1 protein-coding gene is annotated in these 1031 nt (G+C 68.2%); it reads right to left on the reverse strand.

From position 1 onward, the window contains the following. Positions 1 to 127: 127 nt before the first annotated feature. A complete protein-coding gene (locus tag AAHM41_RS40240) occupies positions 128 to 532 on the reverse strand; it encodes a hypothetical protein (protein WP_342242266.1) in 405 nt (134 codons plus the stop codon). Positions 533 to 1031 lie beyond the last annotated feature (499 nt).

Here is a 1031-nt window from a genome sequence, read left to right on the forward strand (position 1 = left end):
CGGTCGGCCTTTTGCGCCAACGCCTTGATCTCGGCGATCTTCGCTTCGCTCAGGGCCATCGGCCCCGCCGGTGGTGTCCATGGCAGCGCCGCGGGCATCGGCGTGGCGGCGTCTTCGATCAGATCGGTCATGCCTGCAGCGTCGCGCGCAGCCGCGCCAGCGCGGCCGCCTCTTCCTGCCGGATCCGCGTGATGGCGGCGGCGATCGCCGCCGGCGCGCCGTCGGCCAGCGCCCGGCGGAGGCCGTCATCGTCGGCATGGTCCCGCATGAAGCGATCGAGCTGGTCCCGGTACTGCCAGTCCGTCGCCGCGGCCCGCTCGATCATGGCGCGGCCCGGCTCGGTGACCACGAGTTGATCACGAACGCCGGGCCTGGTTGCGAGGTGCCCTGCCCTCATGGCCTGGCGCTGCAGCCGGCCGCGGGCGGTGCGGCCATCCTCACGGTCGATCCGGGCGTCCGGATGGGCGACGCCGAGCTGGAGGATTGCAGCGCTGTCTGCCGGCACCGTGGCGTCGTTGCTTCGCATCGTCATCCCCTCATCGCCCGGACATCGGCCGTGGCGTCGTGTCACCCGACGACGATTCTACCCGATCCGCGCCGCGCAACAAGCTGTCCAATGCGCGATAATCGCCCTTATCGGGCACACCTATACTCACGGCCATTAAGTAATCGAGGATCGCAACAGCGTTCGATAAGAAGCGATCGGACTGAGATCAAAGACGCTGCAAATACCACCGCTGCCCGAGACGGGTGAACGGCGCGCCTTCGCTGGCCCTCGCGAGGCAACCGCACCCTTCGCTCCGCTCAGAGTCTTCCCGTCCGACGAGAGCAGTAGACTCGGGTGGAGACGTCCAGCCCTCTCGGACAGGCTTCCCAATGGTTCCTCGCCGCCCAACCCGCCTGGCCGGGGACGAGCATGTGGAAGAGCACAGGGAGAGGCTCATGCCTGTGATCGACCACCGTTCCATAGCCGACCGACCGTCCTCCTGGCCCGACGTCGCAGGCTGCATCAGTCAGCGCAGGAGACCGGG

This window comes from Inquilinus sp. OTU3971 (genome assembly GCF_038440215.1).

Bases quoted from the DNA above. Each gene is read 5' to 3' on its own strand.
- AAHM41_RS40240 (WP_342242266.1), bottom strand. From the start codon at position 532: ATGACGATGCGAAGCAACGACGCCACGGTGCCGGCAGACAGCGCTGCA.